The sequence below is a fragment of the Amycolatopsis sp. NPDC104775 genome (assembly GCF_055583325.1).
The window spans coordinates 543,909-557,166 of the sequence record NZ_JBVJOE010000001.1 but is presented as its reverse complement, the minus strand read 5'-3'; the positions used below and the strand labels follow the sequence as shown (position 1 = coordinate 557,166).

General features: G+C 70.1%; 18 protein-coding genes. 7 read left to right on the top strand and 11 right to left on the bottom strand.

Annotated elements, in window-relative coordinates; all coding sequences use genetic code 11:
• Window positions 1-329: 329 nt before the first annotated feature.
• Genes ACZ63D_RS02230 through ACZ63D_RS02220 form a run of 3 tightly spaced genes read left to right on the top strand, consistent with a single transcriptional unit; the run spans window position 330 to window position 2,443 of the window.
• Complete coding sequence (locus ACZ63D_RS02230; protein WP_465352461.1) at window positions 330-584, top strand: hypothetical protein; 255 nt, start codon at window positions 330-332, stop codon at window positions 582-584.
• A complete protein-coding gene (locus ACZ63D_RS02225) occupies window positions 577-2,193 on the top strand; it encodes a hypothetical protein (RefSeq protein ID WP_465352460.1) in 1,617 nt (538 codons plus the stop codon). The genes ACZ63D_RS02230 and ACZ63D_RS02225 overlap by 8 nt, the downstream gene beginning before the upstream one ends.
• Window positions 2,194-2,209: 16 nt before the next feature.
• Window positions 2,210-2,443 carry a hypothetical protein gene (locus tag ACZ63D_RS02220; RefSeq protein WP_465352459.1) on the top strand — a complete coding sequence of 78 codons (234 nt, stop codon included), beginning with the start codon at window positions 2,210-2,212 and terminating at the stop codon, window positions 2,441-2,443.
• 203 nt (window positions 2,444-2,646) lie between these two features.
• On the opposite strand, the gene ACZ63D_RS02215 is transcribed toward ACZ63D_RS02220, so the two are convergent.
• Window positions 2,647-3,105 carry a cupin domain-containing protein gene (locus tag ACZ63D_RS02215; RefSeq protein ID WP_465352458.1) on the bottom strand — a complete coding sequence of 153 codons (459 nt, stop codon included), beginning with the start codon at window positions 3,103-3,105 and terminating at the stop codon, window positions 2,647-2,649.
• 65 nt (window positions 3,106-3,170) lie between these two features.
• On the opposite strand from ACZ63D_RS02215, the gene ACZ63D_RS02210 reads away from it, so the two are divergent.
• Window positions 3,171-3,725 (top strand): TetR/AcrR family transcriptional regulator, encoded by a 555-nt coding sequence (locus tag ACZ63D_RS02210; RefSeq protein WP_465352457.1) that lies wholly within the window; start codon window positions 3,171-3,173, stop codon window positions 3,723-3,725.
• Here the strand turns inward: ACZ63D_RS02210 and ACZ63D_RS02205 are convergent.
• From ACZ63D_RS02205 to ACZ63D_RS02195, 3 genes are all read right to left on the bottom strand, one after another.
• On the bottom strand, window positions 3,722-4,081 hold the full coding sequence (locus tag ACZ63D_RS02205; protein WP_465352456.1) for a hypothetical protein: 360 nt from the start codon (window positions 4,079-4,081) through the stop codon (window positions 3,722-3,724). The two genes, ACZ63D_RS02210 and ACZ63D_RS02205, sit on opposite strands and share 4 nt — an antisense overlap.
• Window positions 4,082-4,136: 55 nt before the next feature.
• Window positions 4,137-5,339: an NAD(P)/FAD-dependent oxidoreductase gene (locus tag ACZ63D_RS02200; protein ID WP_465352455.1), complete on the bottom strand. Its 1,203-nt coding sequence runs from the start codon at window positions 5,337-5,339 to the stop codon at window positions 4,137-4,139.
• Window positions 5,340-5,482: 143 nt separating this feature from the next.
• Window positions 5,483-5,986 carry a COG4315 family predicted lipoprotein gene (locus tag ACZ63D_RS02195; protein ID WP_465352454.1) on the bottom strand — a complete coding sequence of 168 codons (504 nt, stop codon included), beginning with the start codon at window positions 5,984-5,986 and terminating at the stop codon, window positions 5,483-5,485.
• A gap of 161 nt (window positions 5,987-6,147) precedes the next feature.
• Here ACZ63D_RS02195 and ACZ63D_RS02190 point away from each other — a divergent pair, with 161 nt between their 5' ends.
• On the top strand, window positions 6,148-6,630 hold the full coding sequence (locus ACZ63D_RS02190; protein WP_465352453.1) for a DoxX family protein: 483 nt from the start codon (window positions 6,148-6,150) through the stop codon (window positions 6,628-6,630).
• Window positions 6,631-6,669: 39 nt separating this feature from the next.
• On the opposite strand, the gene ACZ63D_RS02185 is transcribed toward ACZ63D_RS02190, so the two are convergent.
• Both ACZ63D_RS02185 and bioB read right to left on the bottom strand, forming a co-directional pair.
• Window positions 6,670-7,815, bottom strand: coding sequence for an 8-amino-7-oxononanoate synthase (locus ACZ63D_RS02185; protein ID WP_465352452.1), 1,146 nt, complete (start codon window positions 7,813-7,815; stop codon window positions 6,670-6,672).
• Entirely contained in the window at window positions 7,812-8,870 is a 1,059-nt protein-coding gene (bioB, locus tag ACZ63D_RS02180) for a biotin synthase BioB (RefSeq protein ID WP_465352451.1), read from the bottom strand. The genes ACZ63D_RS02185 and bioB overlap by 4 nt, the downstream gene beginning before the upstream one ends.
• A 48-nt stretch (window positions 8,871-8,918) precedes the next feature.
• On the opposite strand from bioB, the gene ACZ63D_RS02175 reads away from it, so the two are divergent.
• Both ACZ63D_RS02175 and ACZ63D_RS02170 read left to right on the top strand, forming a co-directional pair.
• A complete protein-coding gene (locus tag ACZ63D_RS02175; protein WP_465352450.1) occupies window positions 8,919-9,461 on the top strand; it encodes a TetR family transcriptional regulator in 543 nt (180 codons plus the stop codon).
• A gap of 44 nt (window positions 9,462-9,505) precedes the next feature.
• Window positions 9,506-10,447 (top strand): arsenic resistance protein, encoded by a 942-nt coding sequence (locus tag ACZ63D_RS02170; RefSeq protein ID WP_465353681.1) that lies wholly within the window; start codon window positions 9,506-9,508, stop codon window positions 10,445-10,447.
• 33 nt (window positions 10,448-10,480) lie between these two features.
• Here the strand turns inward: ACZ63D_RS02170 and ACZ63D_RS02165 are convergent, their stop codons facing one another.
• From ACZ63D_RS02165 to ACZ63D_RS02145, 5 genes are all read right to left on the bottom strand, one after another.
• Window positions 10,481-10,945: a DinB family protein gene (locus tag ACZ63D_RS02165; protein WP_465352449.1), complete on the bottom strand. Its 465-nt coding sequence runs from the start codon at window positions 10,943-10,945 to the stop codon at window positions 10,481-10,483.
• A gap of 18 nt (window positions 10,946-10,963) precedes the next feature.
• A complete protein-coding gene (locus ACZ63D_RS02160; protein ID WP_465352448.1) occupies window positions 10,964-11,566 on the bottom strand; it encodes a class I SAM-dependent methyltransferase in 603 nt (200 codons plus the stop codon).
• A 261-nt stretch (window positions 11,567-11,827) separates the two neighbouring features.
• Complete coding sequence (locus ACZ63D_RS02155; protein ID WP_465352447.1) at window positions 11,828-12,211, bottom strand: DUF2267 domain-containing protein; 384 nt, start codon at window positions 12,209-12,211, stop codon at window positions 11,828-11,830.
• 104 nt (window positions 12,212-12,315) lie between these two features.
• Window positions 12,316-12,621: an SRPBCC family protein gene (locus ACZ63D_RS02150; RefSeq protein ID WP_465352446.1), complete on the bottom strand. Its 306-nt coding sequence runs from the start codon at window positions 12,619-12,621 to the stop codon at window positions 12,316-12,318.
• A gap of 76 nt (window positions 12,622-12,697) precedes the next feature.
• Window positions 12,698-13,123, bottom strand: coding sequence for a DUF6292 family protein (locus ACZ63D_RS02145; protein ID WP_465353680.1), 426 nt, complete (start codon window positions 13,121-13,123; stop codon window positions 12,698-12,700).
• Window positions 13,124-13,258: the final 135 nt, after the last annotated feature.

Genomic DNA, 13,258 nt, shown 5'->3' with positions numbered 1-13,258 from the left:
GGGTGCCGATGCGGGGATGATCGGCGAATGCGGCGCAAGCGGGGAGGGTCCGGGCGAGCAGGTCGGAAGTTCTTGAACCGTCAGCATTCGGGCGCTCAGGGCTGGCAGCGAGTGGCGGACCTGAAACCTGGAAAGGTTCTTCAAAACTGTTTCCGGTCAGTTTTTATGCGCCCGTGGGGAAAAGGGGTCGAAAAACGCTGAAATCGATTTCCGCTGCGCCGTTCGGTTGAAGCTCGCGGTGCTTCGTATCCGTTCCCGGCTCTTCCGCGACCTTTTTCGTGAACCCTGCTGGAATGGATCTTTTCCGGCGTATTTCCCTGGGGTGAGCGATGAGCGAACGGGAAGTGCCGCGGTCCGGAGCCGGACGCGGCGAGGGCGCGGAAAGCGGCCCGGCGGGCGAGACCGCGCCCGCTGAACCGGGAGCGGGGTACGAGATTCCGATCGGGATGCCGGTTCCGGCGGCCGAGCTGGAGCGGTTGAAGGCGGCCGCCGAGCGGCACCGCGATCGGGAGGACGAGGCCGACGCCCCGGCACGGGCCGGCGACGAGGCCGCGGAGGAAGAGGGTGATCACCGTGATGCCTGATGGGATTCAGGTGCTCGAGGGCCAGATCGGCGAAACGGCCGGGGGCGCGTCGCGGGAGATGGCGGATCTGACGGTCGGCGAACTGCTCGCCGAACAGCCGTCGCCGGACCGGTCGCCGTTGTTCGCGCAACGGTTCCCGGTGCCGGTCGAGGAGTACGACCGGCTCAAGACCGATGCGCGGGAGCACGGCGCGGAAGCGCTGGGACCCGACGAAGCGCTCGACGTCCAGCTGGACCAGGAAGCGTCAACGGAACCGTCGGAGGAGAATCCGCCGGAGGACCAGATCTACGACGGGCTCGCCCCGGCGGCGTCGGCGAGCTTCGACGGGATTTCGCAGACCGCGTTCCAGCCGCCGGACTGCACCGTCGCGGTGGGCCCGAAACAGGTGCTGGCCGCGGTCAACGTGGACCTGGTCGGCTACGACAAGACCGGCCTGCCACAGTTCCGGTGGGCCAACTTCACCGCGATGTTCAACCCGGTGCTGCCCGCCGGAGCGCAGCTTTTCGACCCGAAACTGGCCTACGACCACTACAGCGGCCGGTGGATCGTCTGCATCGCCGCCCGGCGCGCGAATCCGCAGGGGTCGTGGATCATGCTCGGCGTCTCGCAGACCGCCGATCCCGCGGGCGGGTACTGGATCTGGAGCACCGACGCGACCGCGAACGGCTCGACCGCCACCGGCAACTGGTCCGACTACCCGATGCTGGGCTTCGACACCCAGGCGATTTACGTGTCCACCAACCAGTTCGCCTTCGGCGGCGGGTTCGCCTACGCGAAACTGCGCATCTTCAAGAAGGCGGAGCTGTACGGCGGCGGAACCGGCGGGAGCCACACCATCCGCTGGTGGGATTTCTGGGACTTGGCCAACCCGGACCGGAGCGCGGCGTTCTCCGTGCAGCCGTGCACCCATTTCGAAGGCCTCGGCGGAAATCCGCGCGCGTACCTGGTGAACTCGCTGTTCCCGTCGGGATCGAGCCTCACTCTCTGGACGCTGTCGAACCCGCTGGGCCCGTGGTCCGGCGGCACACCGACGCTGACCTCGACCGCCGTGCCCTGCCGCGGCTACAGCCTGCCGCCCGGCGCGGTGCAAAAGGACGGCGGGGCAACGCGAATCGCCACCAACGACACTCGGCTGCTCAACGCGGTCTTCCAGTCGGCGGGCCGCACGCAAAAAGTCTGGACGACGCACACCTCCGCGTACAGCTGGCCGGGCGACACCGAGGCGCGATCAGTGGTGCAGTGGTACGAGATCGACGTGCCCAGCCACGGGATCACGCAGCAAGGCGCGTTCGGCGCACCCGGCAAGCACTACTTCTTCCCGGTGATCCAGACCGACCTTTCCCTCAACGCCCACGTGGCGTTCGGCCGGTCCGCCGCCGACGAGTACGGCCATTTCCGCCAGACCGGCCGCCTCGCCACCGATCCGCCGGGGACGTTGCAGGGCAGCGCTTCGGTGATCGCCGGGCAGAGCGCCTACACCGGCGGCAGATGGGGCGACTACTTCGGCATCGGCCGGGACCCGTCGGATTCCCGGACCGTGTGGAGCTACGGCGAATACGCCGGCGCGGGCAACACCTGGCGGACCCGCCTCAACGCGGCGAAGTACTGACAGCAGGGAGGGCGACATGAACACTGCACAACGGCTCCGGATCGCGGGTGAGGCGGCACTGGCAGCGCTCAGTGCCGTGGCGCTGGTGCTGACGTTGACGGCGCCGGACTGGATCGAACGCACGACTGGCGCTTCTCCGGACGGCGGTGACGGGGGAGCCGAGTGGTTCCTGACGGCTGCCGCTTGCGTGGCGACGTTGTTGTTCGCGGGGTTGGCCGCGTGGGAGTGGCGGCGGCTGCGGACGGCGTGAACGGCGCGCGGGCACCGGTTCGCTCCGGTGCCCGCAGCTCGAGGTTCCCGGTGCCATCGGAAGGTCAGCTCGCCGCTGACCTTCCGAGGTATGCGGCGGAAAACCCGCGCGGTGCGGCGAGTCCCGATGCGCGGAACACTTTTGACGGCCGACCGATCCTGCCCGAGGGCGAGAACTGGCCAGCACCGCAGAACTGCTCGACGTCATTCCTCATACGTGATCGCGTACCGCGCGGCCACCGGATTGATCTTCACCGGGTCCACCGCGCCGTCCGTCAGCACCGCCGGTCCGGCCTCGAACAGATCCTCCAGATAGTGCTCCCACCCGCCCGGCGAGGAGATCTGCAGCAGCCGCGGCGCCGGGTCCGACACCGCCCGCAGCGCGTGCGGGACCCCGTGCGGCAGCAGCACGAACATCCCCTTCGCCGCGACGTGGCTCTCGTCGGCGAAGTCGATGCCCAGTTCGCCCTCCAGGACGTAAATGCATTCGTCGGCCTCGTGGTGGACGTGCCGCGGGATGTCGCGCGCCAGCGTCACCTCCATCAGGGAGAAGCGGGCCTCGGTGTCGCCCGTCATCGCCTTCACGGCGAACGCGGGCGGCAGCGGCACCCGGCCCGGGCGTGCCTCGCCGGGCTGGAGAAGCAGGAAGCGGTCCTTCGTCATGGGGTATCCTCGCAGACAAGTCGGAAGCGGAGTCCGTTTCCACATTAGCCACGGGAGGGCACGGGTTGTCAACGGAGCGCAGGCCGAGGGCGGACGCGGAACGCAACCGGGCGCGGGTGCTGGAAGCGGCCCGTGCGCTGCTCGCCAAGCACGACGATGTCCAGCTTCCGGAGATCGCGCGGGTCGCCGGGGTGGGCGTCGGGACGGTGTACCGGAACTTCCCGGACCGGCGGGCGCTCGTGGAGGCGCTGGCGGAGCAGCGGTTCGCCGAGATCGCGGAGTACGCGCGGAAACGGTGCCTGGACGGGAAATCCGGCGTCAAACGCTATCTGCGGCACGTCGGCGAGGTGCTGTCCGCGGATCGGGCGCTGTCGTCCGCCATTGAGACGGCGCGCGGGTCGGCGGGGAGCGAACCCCGTGGCGACGCACTGGCGGAGCTGGAAACCGTGGTGGCGCAAGCGATCGCGGCGGATCAGGCGGCGGGGGTGCTGCGCGTGGACTGCACGGTCGGCGACGTGTACCTGCTGGTCGGCTGCTTGTCGTCGGTGGTCCGCACGGGGAGCGGGGACTGGCGGCGGTTCCTGGAGCTGGCTCTGGAGGGGTTGCTGCCCCGGGACTAGCCGTCCAAGCGCATCAGATGAGACGTGAGTTCGCCGCAGTCGTGCATCGCGATCAGCACGGCGGCCATCTCGCGCACGCCGGGTTCGCGGACGATCACCTGATCGACACAGGCGAAATAGCTGCCACCGGCGCACTCGCCGGTGCTTTCCCAGCGGCGCATGATCCGGTCGACCTCGTCGAGGGTGAACATCGTCGCGCTCCACCGGGAGCCGTCGGGATAGCGGACCTCGACGTCGACGTTGTCCACCTCGTCGGGGTCCTCTCCGCCGCCGACGAGGAACATCGCGTCGAACGCCGAGGTCCGGAAGACGTAGTGCGAAGAGTCCCAGCCGTCGGAAAGAATTTCAGTCCCCACGGCGAAAAGCCTAGCGGGCCGCCCCGGACGCGGAGCGGCCCGCTAGGCACGGAAATCAGGCGATGTCCTCCAGCGCGACCCCGGGGTCGGCCAGCCGCTCCGGGTCCACCGTCTTGCCGGAACGGATCAGCGCCTTGATCGGGTCGGTGACGTCCCAGACGTTGACGTTCATCCCGGCCAGCACGCGGTTTTCCTTGAGCCAGAAGGCGATGAACTCGCGCCCGGCCACGTCGCCGCGGAACACGACGCGGTCGTGGCCCTCGATGGCACCGAGGTATTCCATGCCGAGGTCGTACTGGTCGGTGAAGAAGTACGGCAGCTCGTCGTACGACTCCTCCTTGCCGAGCATCCCGGCCGCGGCGACAGCGGGCTGGTTGAGCGCGTTCGCCCAGTGCTCGACGCGCAGGTGCTTGCCCAGGAACGGGTGGTAGGCGTTCGCGACGTCGCCGGCGGCGAAGATGTCCGGGTCGCTCGTGCGCAGGCTCGCGTCGGTCACCACGCCGTTGTCGACGTCGAGCCCGGCCGCCTCGGCGAGTTCGACGTTCGGCTTGGCGCCGATCCCGGCCAGGACGGCGTCCGCATCGAGGACGCTGCCGTCGCTGAGCCGGATCCGCTTGGCCTGGCCGCCGTTGGTGATGTGCTCGACCTGGACGCCGAGCCGCAGGTCGACGCCGTGCGCGCGGTGCAGGTCGGCGAACACCGGCGCGACCTTCGGGCCGAGCGCGGCGATCAGCGGCAGTTCGAGCGCCTCGACGACGGTGACCTCCACCCCGGCCTGGCGCGCGGCGGCGGTCGCTTCGAGGCCGATCCAGCCGCCGCCGACGACCACCAGCTTCGCGGCGGTGCCGAACAGTTCCTTGAGCCGGTCGGAGTCCTCGATCCGGCGCAGGTAGCAGATCCCCGCGGTGTCCGGCAGTTCGCGCGGGCTCGCGCCGGTGGCCAGCAGGAGCTTGTCGTAGCCGAGGCTGGTGCCGTCGTCGAGCGCCACCCGCTTCTCGTCCCGCGCGATCGCCGTCGCCTTCACGCCCTGGCGCAGCTCGATGTTCTTCTCGGCGTACCACGCGGCGTCGTGCACCTGGAAGCTCTCGGCCTCCGCGTTGCCCGCGAGGTAGTCCTTCGACAGCGGCGGACGCTCGTAAGGCAGGTGCCGCTCGTCCCCGACGATGGTGATCTTCCCGTCGAAACCCTTGTCGCGCAACGCTTCCGCGGCCTTGGCTCCGGCCAGTCCGGCTCCGATGATGACGAACGACGAGGTCACTGACGAACTCCTTCGATGCGGGGACGACGGGAGTACTTATATCACTAGCGAAGTTTGGTCTTATTCGACTGCCTGGTCAAGTTCCCCTGATCAGAGGTATCCGACTGAGACTGCGCCTACCCCGAAAGGCGTTACTTCGCTGTTCAGCCGTACCCGCCGCCGGAGTAGCCGCCTCCGCTGTAGCCGCCGGTGCCCGACGCCGCCGGGGTGGTCGTGATCGCGGCGCCGCTCGGCGAGACCATCCACCACAGCCCGCCGTTGAGGTTCAAGCCCTGGCCGTTGGTCTCCCCGGCGGCGCGGTCGCCGCGGTAGCGGTACAGCGGATGGCCGCCGAGTGTTTCTTGCTTGGACCCGTCTGCCCGGGTGATGGAGCCGATGCCGCCCTGCGCCACGCCGGTGAGCGGGGTGCCCGCCGCGACCGGGGGCCAGTAGCTCGCGCAGCTCGCGGTGCAGGCGGACTGGCCGTCGTGATCCGCGGCGAAGAGGTAGATCGTGTCGCCCTTGGTGTCGGTGAGATGAGTCGGCGCGGCGGGCGGCGCGGCTGTGGTGTCGCCGCCGCCACCGCACGCCGCGGCGAACAGACCCGCCGCGGCCAGCGCGGCAGTCAGCCCGAAAGTTTTTGCAGTCGCCGGATTTTTGCCCTTCATCCCAGCCTCCAGGAGGTGCGCGGATGTCGCCTTCCCCCGACACGCGGCAGGGGCCGGAACGGTTCAGCTCGATTTGTCGAGGGTCACAGCGTCTGGACGGAAGGGGTACCGGCACGTACGGTATGGCAAGCCTAACCTTAGTCACTCTCCGAGGAGGACCCATGCCAGAGCGTGCGCTCGACCGGGCCGTCCCGTTCGTGCTCGGCCTGTTCCGGATCGTCGTGGGGCTGCTGTTCGCGGCCCACGGCGCGGCGGCGCTGTTCGGGTTCTTCGGCGGCGGCCCGAAGGGTGGAACTGTCGCCGTCGGCACGTGGCCTTCCTGGTACGCGGCGGTGATCCAGCTCGCGTGCGGCCTCTTGGTCGCGTTCGGCCTCGGCACCCGGATCGCGGCGCTGCTCGCGTCCGGCTCGATGGCGTACGCGTATTTCGTCGTGCATCAGCCGGACGGCTTGCTGCCGTTGCAGAACCACGGCGAGCCCGCGGCGATGTTCTGCTGGGCTTTTCTGTTGCTGGCTTTCACTGGACCTGGTGCGCTGGCGGTGGAGGGGTTGTTCCGGAAGCGGTCCGACGCGGCTCGGTCGTGGGGTGGCGAGCCGCGCGGCGTGCTGAGCGCGGTTCAGGCCAACTCCGGCTCGGGCGACTAGCCGGTTGCGCAGGCGAGCTGATCCGGCTCTTGGAAGCGATCAGACGATGCTCGCCGCGCGGGACCATCGGGCAGCGAGCCGCGCGGCGTCCTGGGCGCGGTCCACGTCAACCCCGGCTCGGGCGACTAGCCGCAACCGCGAGATGCCGTCCGGGACGCTCGGCGGGCGGAAGCAGCCGACGACGATGTCCCGTTCGTACAGCTGATTCGCGGCCGCGACGGCCTGTTCCGGCGAGTCCGCGGGGATCGACTGCACCGCGCCGGGTGCTCGCGAAACTCCTGCGGCGTCGGCGATCGCGGACGCGGCGCGGTGCAGCTCATCGACTCGCGCCGGTTCGGCCGCGATGATCCGGCAGGCTTCCGCCGCGCTCGCGGCCGCGGCGGGGGCGAGCGCGGTGTCGAAGATGAACGTCCGCGCCGTGTTGACCAGATGTTCGCGCAGCAACGGCGATCCCAGCACTGCGCCGCCTTGTGCGCCCAAAGCCTTCGACAACGTAGCGGTCACCGCGACGTGGGGCGCGCCCGCGAGACCGGCTGCGTGCACCGCGCCCCGGCCGTTGCCCGCGACGCCGATGCCGTGAGCTTCGTCGACTACCAGGAAGGCGTTGTACTCGGCGCACAATGCCGCCGTGCGAACAAGATCCGTAGCGTCGCCGAGCACTGAGTAGATCGACTCGACCACTACGATCGCCCGTTCCTGCGACCGGTCGCGCAGCAGGCGTTCGAGCGCCTCCAGGTCGCTGTGCGGGCAGATCGCGACGGGGGAGCGCGACAGCCGCGCGCCGTCGATCAGCGACGCGTGGATGTGCGCGTCGGTGATCAGCAGCGTGTCCGGCGAACCGAGCGCGGTGATGACGCCGATGTTCGCCGTGTAGCCGCTGGAAAACCCGAGCGCGGCCGGTTGTCCGGTGAGAGCGGCTAGTTCGCGTTCCAGTTCGGTGTGACACGGCGTGGTGCCGGTGACGACCCGGGACGCGCCAGCACCCGCGCCGTACCTCTCCACGGCCTGGACGGCGGCCGCGCGCAGGCGCGGATCGGTGCTGAGGCTCAGATAATCGTTCGACGCGAGATCCAAAGTGGACGCCCGTGGGTGTCGCCGATCATCGGTGCGCCGGACGAGACCGGCGACGTGCCGGTCCCGTCCGGCGGCGGTCAGCCAGTCGTGCATCGACACCACGGCGGTCACGCGTTGGGTGCGGCGGCGGTGCCCGCTCCGCGTTCCCGCAGCGCCGGGGCGGAGTGCGCGGCCTGCTGCTGCTCGCCCGCGCCGAGCACCTCGAAACCGGCGTCGGCGATCATTTCCAGGTCGGCCTTCGCGGCCTGGCCTTCACTGGTCAGGTAGTCGCCGAGGAACAGCGAGTTCACCACGTGCAGCGCGAGCGGCTGCAGCGACCGCAGGTGCATTTCGCGGCCGCCGGCCATCCGGACTTCCGTTGCCGGGCAAGCGAATCGCGCCAGCGCGAGGATGCGCAGCGCGCGCAACGGGCTCAGCTCCCAGGTCCCGGCGAGCGGCGTGCCCTCGAACGGCATCAGGAAGTTGACCGGGATCGAATCGCTGCCGAGGTCGCGCAGCGCGAAGATCGCGTCGATCAGCTCGTCGTCGGTCTCGCCCATGCCGACGATCAGGCCGGAGCACGCGGAAAGCCCGGCGGACTTGGCTTTTTCGACTGTGTCGACGCGGTCGTCGTACCCGTGCGTCGTGCAGATCTCGGAGTACCGGGACTCGCTCGTGTTGAGGTTGTGGTTGTACGCGTCGACCCCGGCTTCGCGCAGCCGCTCGGCCTGGCCGTCCTTGAGCAGCCCGAGGCAGGCGCAGACCTCGACGTCGGCATGCGCGGTCTTCACCGCCTCGACCGCTTGCGCCACGCGGTCGACGTCGCGGTCGCTCGGCCCGCGCCCGCTCGCGACGAGGCACACCCGCGACGCGCCGCCCTGGATGCCCGCGCCGGCCTGGCGCGCCGTTTCCTCGGCGGACAGCCACGAGTACTTGAGGATCTGCGCGGACGACCCGAGCCGCTGCGAGCAGTACCCGCAGTCCTCGGGGCACAGGCCCGATTTCAGGTTGACGAGGTAGTTGACCTTGACCTTGTTGCCGAAGTGCGCGCGCCGCAGCCGTCCGGCAGCCGCGACCAGGCCGAGCACGTCCTCGTCCGGCGCTTCCAGCACCGCGCGGGCGTCGGTGCGGTCGAGTACGCCGCCGGCCAGCTGCCGGTCGGCCAGGTCGTCGAAGGTTTTGAACACCTATCAAATCCTAGGCGGCCGCTCGGCCGGAAGCAAGCGGCGGGCAGAATGGCAGGGGTGAAGGTGACGCGAGACCAGATCGTCGACCGGGCGTACGAGCTGCTGGCCGCCGCCGGGCTGAGCAGCTTGTCGATGCGGCGGGTGGCCATGGACCTGGGGGTCCAGCCGGGCGCGCTGTACTACCACGTCGCCAGCAAACAGGAGCTGCTCGCGGTCGTCGCGGCGCGGATCCTGAAAGGACTGCCGGAAGCGGCGAAGGATCCGCGCGAGGCTGCGGGGGATTTCCGGGCAGCGCTGCTGCAAGTCCGCGACGGAGCCGAAGTGGTGTCGTTCGTGCAGGCGTACCGCCCGGATCTGCTGGTGCCCACGCACGCGCTGCGTCGGCTGTTCACCGGGAAGTTCGACGAACGGCGCGCGGAGTGGGCGGCGCGCACGGTCGTCCACTATGTACTCGGCTTCGTCGCGGAGGAACAGAACCACGCCGAACTGGTGCGGGCCGGGATCGTCGAAGAAGACCCGGCGCGCAGCGGGGATTCGGACGAGGCGTTCGGATTCGGCATCGACGCGATCCTCAGTGGACTGTCCGGGTGACGGGAGCGGATCCCGGGTCGCAGCCGTCCGGACTGGCGTCGCGGATGGAACGTCACCAGGTCGTTATTTACCTTGGCGCGCTGGGGGTTGGCGCGCTGGTCGGCTGGCTGGCTCCGCAAGCCGGGCCGGGGCTGGAACCGGTGATCAACCCGGTGCTGGCAGCGCTGCTGTACGTCACTTTCCTGCAAGTGCCCGTCGCCGAACTGGGCCGCTCGTTACGCGACGGCCGGTTCCTCGGTGCCGCGTTGACGGTGAATTTCGCTGTCGTGCCAATGGTGGTCGCGGCGATGTCGGTCTTCTTCCCGGCTGGACAGGCGCTGCGGCTGGGCATGCTGCTCGTGCTGCTGGCCCCGTGTGTGGACTACGTGATCGTTTTCAGCGGACTGGCCGGAGGCAGCAGCCGCCGCCTGCTCGCCGCGACTCCGGTGCTGCTGCTCGCGCAGATGATCCTGCTGCCCGGGTTCCTGTATCTGTTCCTGGGCGCGGACTTGGCGCGGGCGGCGCGGATCGGGCCGTTCCTCGAAGCGTTTCTCGTGCTGATCGCCCTCCCGCTGGCCCTGGCCTGGCTCACCCAAGCCTGGGCGGCCCGCCGCGCGGCCGGACGCCGCTTCTCCGACGCGGCCGGGACGGCGATGGTGCCGTTGATGGCCGCGACACTGGCGACGGTCGTCGCGTCCCAGTTGCCGAAGCTCCACAGTGGACTCGGCCCGGTCGCGTCGGTGGTGCCGTTCTACGTGGTTTTCCTGGTGGTAATGGCGTTTGCTGGACTCGGGGTCGCGCGACTGTTCCGATTGGACGTCGCGGCGGGGCGGGCGATCGTCTTCACTGGGGCGACGCGGAACTCGCTGGTGGTGCTTCCGCTGGCGTTGGCGTTGCCGGACGGGTTCGCCGCCGCGGCGGTCGCCGTGGTGGCGCAGACGTTGGTGGAGGTGGTCGGGATGGTGTGCTACGTCCGGCTCGTGCCTCGGTTGCTGCCTTCGCGGTAAAGATCACTCCGGCGAATACCGGCTGGTTTGCGGTCAGCGTCCCGTGCTGCCGTCGATCAGTTCGCGGAGGATGTCGGCGTGCCCCGCGTGCCGTCCGGTTTCCTCGATCATGTGCGTGAGCGCCCAGCGGACACTCGGGCCTTCGCGACCCGGCACGGGCGCGGCGAGATCCGGGCAGCTGTCGAGAACTTCGTTGGCGAGCTTGACCGTCTCCCGATAGCGGACGACGACGTCGGCGACGCTGTCCTCGGTGCGAAAAGTCGACGGCCAGTTCTTGACGGTCTCGCCGAGAAACAGCGACCGTTCCACGAAAGTCAGATGGTTGAGCAGGCCGAGCAGATTCGTGCCGGACGGCACAGCGGCGGTGCGGCCCTCAGGTTCCGGCGCACCGTCGACCTTGGCGGCGACCGAAGTGCGGAGATAGTCGAGAAATCCGCGCAGAACTTCGGTTTCGCTGCCTCCGGTGCGAGGCGGCGGGGTGTCGCGGCGGCGGGTCATAGCGGTTTCCTTCCCGGGTCAGGCGGCGCGGCGGATCAGCAGGACATGGTCGACGACCTCGGCGGTCTGCCCGCCCGGTCCGGTCGCGATCCGGGTAGGGGAATCGGAGCGCTCGACGGTCCACCCGGCCGGGTCGAGCGCGAGATCCGCGGCGATCTCCGCCGGGCCGGGAAAACGCGCGTCCGGGTCCTGGTTCCACGACCACGGCGCGGCCGAACCGTGGTCCACGACCAGCAGCCGTCCGCCCGGGCGCAGTGCGTGCGCCGCGGTGCGCAGGACCGTCGTCCGGTCGAGTTCGAAGGGCGTCTGCAGGTAGTGCGCGGACACCAGGTCGAAGTCGCCAGCCGGGAAGCTGACCCGCAGGTCGTGCCGCACGGCAGTGATCCGCGTGCCGGACAGGCGGCTGACCGCGACGGCCGAGATGTCGGTCGCGGTGACGTTCCAGCCGCGGGCGGCGAGCCAGCGCGCGTCGCCGCCGTTGCCGCAGCCCAGGTCCAGCGCGTCGCCGGGAGGGAGGCCGCCGACGGTCTCCACGAGCCGGACGTTCGGCTTCGGTTCGGCGGCCCCGGACGGCTGGGCGGCGTGCACTTCGTCCCAGAACAGGGACGCTTCGGTGGTCATCGGTCGGCTCCTCGGGTCGGTGTGCGACCAGGGTCGCCGGAGCGGGGACCGGAATGCACGCGATCTTGCCGGAACGGCAAGTCCCTCCTGCTGGACCGCCGCGGGTCCTGCCTGCCAAGGGTGAACTGCCCGAGCCTGAGGGGAAGGCATGGCCGATGTGGATCGGCTCGCGGCCGAACTCGAAGACTCCGGCGGCGGTTCCGCGCCTTCCCGGATCTGGCTATCGGGCGGCTGTTCGCCCAGGCCAGACCGGGAGCGACGTCACCCGCTCAGCCGACGCGGCGGCGTTTCCCGCGACCACGTGCACGGCTGCCGCGTCCCGCCGAGCAGGACCAGCACGTCCGGGCTCACGCCCGCGCGCACTCGGGAGGCCAGCTCCGGCGACGTCGCGCCGAGTGCCGAGTAGACCGCCCGGACCAGGCACCTCGCCGCGTGCGGGGAACGCCTGGTGCGCAACGAGATCTCCAGCAAAAGGGCCTCGCGGTCGCACGTCCGGCCGCGGCTCGGCGCGACGATGCCCAGCCGGGTTTGCTCGGCCAGAGGGAGACATCGCAGCAGGCTGTCGACGACGCAGTCGATCGCGAGCCGGTTCAGTTCCGTGCGAGGCGGGCGAGGCCCGGGCAGAATTTCCTTCCGCACCACCATGGACCATCAACTCCTGGCCGCACACAGTAGTCGATCCGCCGCGTCGCGGGGCCTTCCCGTTCCGCCCGGCGGAAAACGATCCGGCCCGGTCCACTGTGGACGGTTCAGCCGGGCGAGCCGGACAAAACGGCGAGCCGGTCGAGAGACGCGCGGATCAGGGCGGGCAGGTCATCGCCATGCTGACCAGCGGGAACGGACAGGTGCAGCGTCGCGTGGCTGGTGCCAGCGGCTCCGGACGCGATCTGGAGCCAGCCGCCGCTCCATTCCAGCCGGAGCCGGTCGCGATGCCCGGCCGGGGACGCGACGACTGGCTCCGGCAGCCATTCGTTCAGGTGCGCGGCATCGGAGGCGACGGCATACACGCGCTCCGCGGGCGCGGGCATCCGCCGTCCGGCTTCGAACTCGCTCATGCGCCTGGCTACCCGGGGCACGGCGGCGCGAAACCGGACGGTCCACAGTGGAGGGTCGGGGACGGCTCCTCCGGGTTCACACCACCTCGCGAAGGATGGCGTCCAGTTCGGCCGGGGTGCCGAGGGTCCGCAATTCGGGCGGGGCGAGGCAGCCGATCCGGTGGTCGTCGTCGCGCACCGCCGCCGCGAACTCGGCGACACGGGACGCGGGCGGCGCGACCGAGGGCCCGCCGAGGTAGCGGATGACGATGAGGTCTTCGCCGGAATGCGTTTCCACGGCGGCGGCCCAGCCGCGGATCTCGTCCCACAGCAGGGCGACGTCGCGGCCGGGGTAAGCGGGCAGGTGGCCGTCGAGGGCGACGTAGGCCGACACCGGGGTGTCGTGGTCGACGGTGCAGGACTCGAGGCCGATGCCCAGTGCGCCGGTGACGTCGGCGAGGTAGTTCCACAGGGGGACCAGCGCGGGGTGCGACGGGCCGGTCTGGGCGGTGTGCAACGGCAAGGACACGGGGACAACGCCTTTCTCGCGCGAAGGACTGACGCGGGTCAGGGATGGCCTGCCCCGCGCCACGGGCCGCATCCAGCGGCGCGGCGGGGTTCACCGGCTAGTGGCCGGAATTCGCCCTTGCGGGCGGTC